Origin of the sequence: Actinomadura sp. NPDC048032 (assembly GCF_040653175.1) — a bacterium.
Lineage (GTDB): Bacteria > Actinomycetota > Actinomycetes > Streptosporangiales > Streptosporangiaceae > Spirillospora > Spirillospora verrucosospora.
Window position 1 is genome coordinate 1 of sequence record NZ_JBEZJP010000534.1, and the last position, 4,664, is coordinate 4,664.

Sequence of the window (4,664 nt, forward strand, 5' to 3'; positions counted from 1 at the left end):
GGTAGAAGGCGTTGCCGGTGTCGGCGATGTCCCACACGGCGAGCAGGAGGTGCCGGCCGTGCCGCTGCGGGAGCGTCCCGGTGTGGGTGGTCTGGCCGGACGGCGGCCGCCCGTTGTAGTTCTGCTGGAGGAACGGCGTGAGCTCCAGAGCGTCGCGGGTCAGCGGCTTGGCGGCGTCCCAGCCGTCCTTGGTGAGGAAGTAGCGGAAGGACGTGGTGGCGTGCGCGGCGGTGAACTGCCAGCTGATGCTGAACGACTGGCCGGCCGTCACCTTCGTGGCGGGCCACCCGGTCCCGCCGCGCGGGTCGTCGAGCGGCGCCCAGCGCCCGTCGGCGCCGGCGCAGATCTTCCCGTCGCCCGGTCCGCGCTGCGGGAAGCCCTTCGGCCCCTCGACGCCGTCGGGGTCCCACTGGACCTGGCCGCAGTTGCGGACCTGGTGCGTTCCGCACAGGTAGCTGCGGCTCGGGGGCGAGGTGGTGTACCCGTGGGACCAGGCCGGCACGGCGAGCGCCAGCGGCAGCCCGGCGGTCACGGCGGCGGCCACGGCGAGGCTGGTCTTCCTTGGCATCCTGCGTCTCCTTGGCGGGGGGAGGTACGGCGTACCCGAAGGCGGAGGGAGCCGGCCCGGAGGCCAACTCTAAGGAAACTTTCCTTTTAGAAGGTCGCGGCGCCGCGCCGCTCCGTCAACCGGACCGCCCGGGATCGGGCACGCGGAGACAAGCCTCTGGCAGGCACGGCAAAGCCGCGGGCCCCGGCGGCCCGCCCTGTAAGTCGAAGCGGGGGGCGGATCCTCTCCGCCCCCCGCTCGGTCCGGCCTCTCTCCTAGCGGGCGAACGCCTGGAGCTCGGAGGTCCGCACGATGCCCGCGCTCGGGCTCGCGGTGCCGCAGTCGGTGGCCGACCGCGGGTCGTCGTCCTGCTCCCCGGCGTAGGCCGGCGCGCCCGTGCACTGGCTGGAGACCACCTCCAGCCGCAGGTGCGTCGCGGTGACGTCCCGCAGGTCGAACGAGCGCATGATCAGGTCCGGCGCCGTGGGCCGCGGCCGGTCGGCCGGGAACGCGTCGGACGGGCTGGTGTAGACGGTGCGGTACGAGGCGTTCTGGGCGCAGTCGGCCTTGGAGGCGTCACAGGCCAGCAGCCGGAAGGCGCGCAGCGCCGTGAACCGGTTCTGCGTGCCGCCCGCGCCCTCCGGGTCGCCCGCCACCGACGGCCGCAGCATCGCGCTCACCTGCACCCTGCCGACCCTGACCGGGCGGTCGCCGGCCAGGTCCACGGTCACCTGGCGTCCGGCGACCGGGGCCGCCACCGACTGCCAGTTCGTCGCCTCGGTCTCGTCGAGCAGCGCTGCCTGGGACGCGCCGTCGCCGGTCGCCGTCGCGCCGTTGGCGCCCGCGGCCTCGTTGCGGGACATCGCCACCGGCAGGGTCCGCTGCGACGCGCCGACCGCGGCGGTGAACCGCCGGTGCCCGAAGCCCGCGCCCACCGCGACGAAGGAGTAGCGGCCCGGGGCGAGCGCGACGGTGTCGCCGAGCGGGGTCGCCGGGTCGGTGTCGGCGACGGGGACCGCGCGGGCCTCGTAGTCGCCCACGTACAGGCGCACCTTGCCGCCCCTGGCGTCCCCGAGGGGCGTCAGCCGGACGCGGGCGTTGCGCGACAGGGGCGAGGCGAAGCTCGGCGTCGGGTCGGCGTCGGCGGGGCCGTCGCTCGCGGCGTCCTTCCCGAGGCCGTGCTCGGCGAAGACCTTCCACATCATCTCGTGGTCCCTGCCGCCGAAGCGGAGGGTGTCGGCGGCCAGCAGGGCGTCGCGGTGGTCGACGTAGCTCACAGCACCGCCGGCCATGAGCAGCAGCGCGTCGAACGACAGCTGCGCCCAGCGCCGGTTGCCCGGGCACTTCGCCACCGGCACCGTCCCGTCGGCGCACCCGCGCTGCGACGCGGCGCCGCCCTCGCCGTACCTCCGGACGAACGCCCGGCGCAGGTCGAACTGGGTGGCGGTCCAGATCTCGCCGTCGGCGTGGACCTGGGTGCCCACGAGGTCGTATCCGAGGTCGGCGTAGTTCAGCGGGCTCCGGCTCATGTCGTAGTTGCGGATCCCGGCGCGCCGGTCTCCGGTGACGTACCCGCCGATGACGTACGGCGTGCGGCCGGGCTGGCGCAGCCCGTACTCGTTGAGGTACTCCATGGCGAACAGGTCGGAGGTGCTCTCGTTCATGGCGCCCGCCTGCGGCCCGCTCCACCCGGCGTCCGGTCCGGCGATCATGCGGCCGGAGATGGCGTGGGTGTACTCGTGGCCGATGACGCTCATGTCGAAGTCGCCGTCGACGCACGGCGGGTAGAACGAGCCCGCGATCGGCTGCCACAGGTACATGTTGGTGATGGCGGGCGTCCCGTCCGGCGGGGTGATCTGGTTGGCGTTGTCGCGGACGGTCGGGAACCGCGCGCCGGCCTGCGCGTTGCCCTGCTCGGGGTCGCCGCCGAGCCCGCCGCGCCCACCGTTGTCGGCCTGCATGTTCCAGGCCGACTCGGTGAACCCGAGCCGGTACGACCAGTCGTGCATCCGGTTGTGCTGGACGAACAGGTTGGACATGGCCGCTTCCAGGTCCGCTTCCTGCGGGCTGTCCAGCGTCGCGGGGTCGCACCTGCCCGTGTGCCACTGGTTGGTCCACGGGTAGGTGTAGTTCCGGTCGGGCTTCGGCGCGCTGGTGCGGGTCCCCACCGTGAAGGGGTCGCCGCTCGCGCGGTTCTCGTACGACCTCGCCGCGTTGCCCACGGTCGTCGCGCTGGACGCGCCGGTCGCCGGGTCGACGTCCCAGGGCCGTCCGCTGGAGGGGTCGCCGCCGACGGTGCGGCACCCCGCCGCGGGCGCGAAGCACCAGGTCTCCCGGGTGTCGCGGGAGGAGTAGTCGCCGGGCGGGGTCGCCGGGAACACCGCCCAGCGCGGGTCGTCGCTGTCGTGGTCGACGAGGTTCTCCCGCACGAGCACCGAGCCCGTCCGGGCGTCGACGTGGGAGGTGACGGCCTTCGGCTCCGCCCCGGAGGCGTCCATGAGCGTGACCTGGTACGCGCTGCGGACGCCCTCGGCCGTGGGCACCGCGACGAGCCGCGCCTTGCGGGGGTCGTCGGCCGACGCGGGGATGCCCGCGTCCCGCCCGGCCGCGGCCACCGCGTCCCGCGGGGAGAGCGTGGCGGGCGCCGGGGCGGCGACGTCGCGGGAGAGGGTGGAGGTGACCGAGACGACCTCGCCGCGGGTCACCCCGACCGCCACCAGGCCGTCGTGGCCGGCGGGAAGGCCGCCGAACCGCTGGCGCAGCAGCACGGCCGCGCCGTCGCCGACCGGGTTGACGGCGACCTTCTCCAGCGCGCCGACGGCGGCGGCGTCGAGGCCGAACAGGTCCTGGTGCCCGGCCAGGTACGCGCGGGCGGCCTTCTCCGGATCCCCGGGCAGCCCGCCGGCCAGGGGCCCGGCATCGGTCACCGAGGCGGGCGTGCCGAGCCTGTTCCACCGCACGGTCACGCCGCGGGCGGCGCCCACCTGGCGGCTCGTCGGGGCCAGCCGCCCGGGCCGCGCGTCCTTGTCGGCCGGCTCGGTGTGCTCTCCCGGCGGCCGCGGGCGGGGAGGCGGCGGCTCGGCCCGTCCGGGGACCGCGAGGCCGGCGGTGAGGAGTGTTCCGGTGGCCGCCAGAGCGGTCAGGGCGGTCCAGCGCGTCCTGGGCACCATTGCCTCCTGGAGGCGGGCCGACGGGCCCGGTCTCGGGAATCGGCCGGAGGGGACATCCGGCCGATCTAGAGACAAGCAGCGCTTTCACCACTCACCTATGGCGAATCACCACATTTACGAAGTGTCGCCGTGCGGCGGTCTTCGCCCTTGACACCGCCGTTTCCTCGAAAACCCCATGTCAGGCGCCCGATCGTTGCCGGGCGGCCACGCCCGCCGCGACCGCCCGGCCGGTTGACCGGGCCCGGCCACCGCCCGCCGCCCGCGCCCTCACCGGGTCGGGAACAGACCCTGACCTGCCTGTGGTCTTCGCTCCTCCGCCGCCGGGGAGGGAGCAAAATGATCGCCGCGTTCGACATGCCGCGCCGGAACCCGCGCGCGACGCGGCGCCGGGAGAATCATGAACTGGACACGTTCGCGCCGGACGGCCGCGCTGGGGGTGCTCGCCGGATCGGTCGCCATGGCCCCGGCGGCCGTGGGGCCCGCCCGGGCCGCCTCCCCGATCGGGCCCCGGCCGCCGGGCGATGCGACGACCGCGGAGCAGGCCGGCCCGCACACGCCTTCGCCGCCCCGACTCCCGCGGGACTTCCGCGGGACGGGGAAATGGATCGTCCGGGATCTCGGCATCACGGTCCCGTTCACCTGGACGGGGAGCGGCGGGAACAGCCAGATGATCGCGGGCGGTCCGCGATACCCGATCTGGTTCACGAACCTCATCTACAAGAATTCCCTCTACACCCTGACCTACAAATGGCCCGGTCTCCGCGACCACAAGTGCTCGCGGATTCCGGGATTCGACCTCGGCGTCCTCAACCGCAAACTCGCGACGGCGCGGTTCGTCGGGCGGGAGATCCTTCAGCGAAGGCCGCAGCGGTACGTCGACCACTGGCGGGTCGGCGTCGTCGCTCCGCAACTGCCTCCGGGGAAGTACCTCAGGTTCCCGATCGCGC

3 protein-coding genes are annotated in these 4,664 nt (G+C 74.3%); 1 reads left to right on the forward strand and 2 read right to left on the reverse strand.

Annotated elements, in window-relative coordinates; translation table 11 throughout:
- The coding region (locus tag AB0C69_RS38270; RefSeq protein ID WP_360360838.1) for a lytic polysaccharide monooxygenase at positions 1 to 568 on the reverse strand (568 nt) is incomplete at its 3' end.
- A 254-nt stretch (positions 569 to 822) separates the two neighbouring features.
- Entirely contained in the window at positions 823 to 3,717 is a 2,895-nt protein-coding gene (locus tag AB0C69_RS38275; protein WP_360360841.1) for a M36 family metallopeptidase, read from the reverse strand.
- Positions 3,718 to 4,114: 397 nt separating this feature from the next.
- Between AB0C69_RS38275 and AB0C69_RS38280 the strand changes: the two genes are divergently transcribed.
- On the forward strand, positions 4,115 to 4,664 hold a 550-nt coding region (locus AB0C69_RS38280; RefSeq protein ID WP_360360844.1), incomplete at its 3' end, for a hypothetical protein.

Coding starts and splice junctions, on each gene's coding strand:
- AB0C69_RS38275 (WP_360360841.1), bottom strand. CDS start 3,717: ATGGTGCCCAGGACGCGCTGGACCGCCCTGACCGCTCTGGCGGCCACC.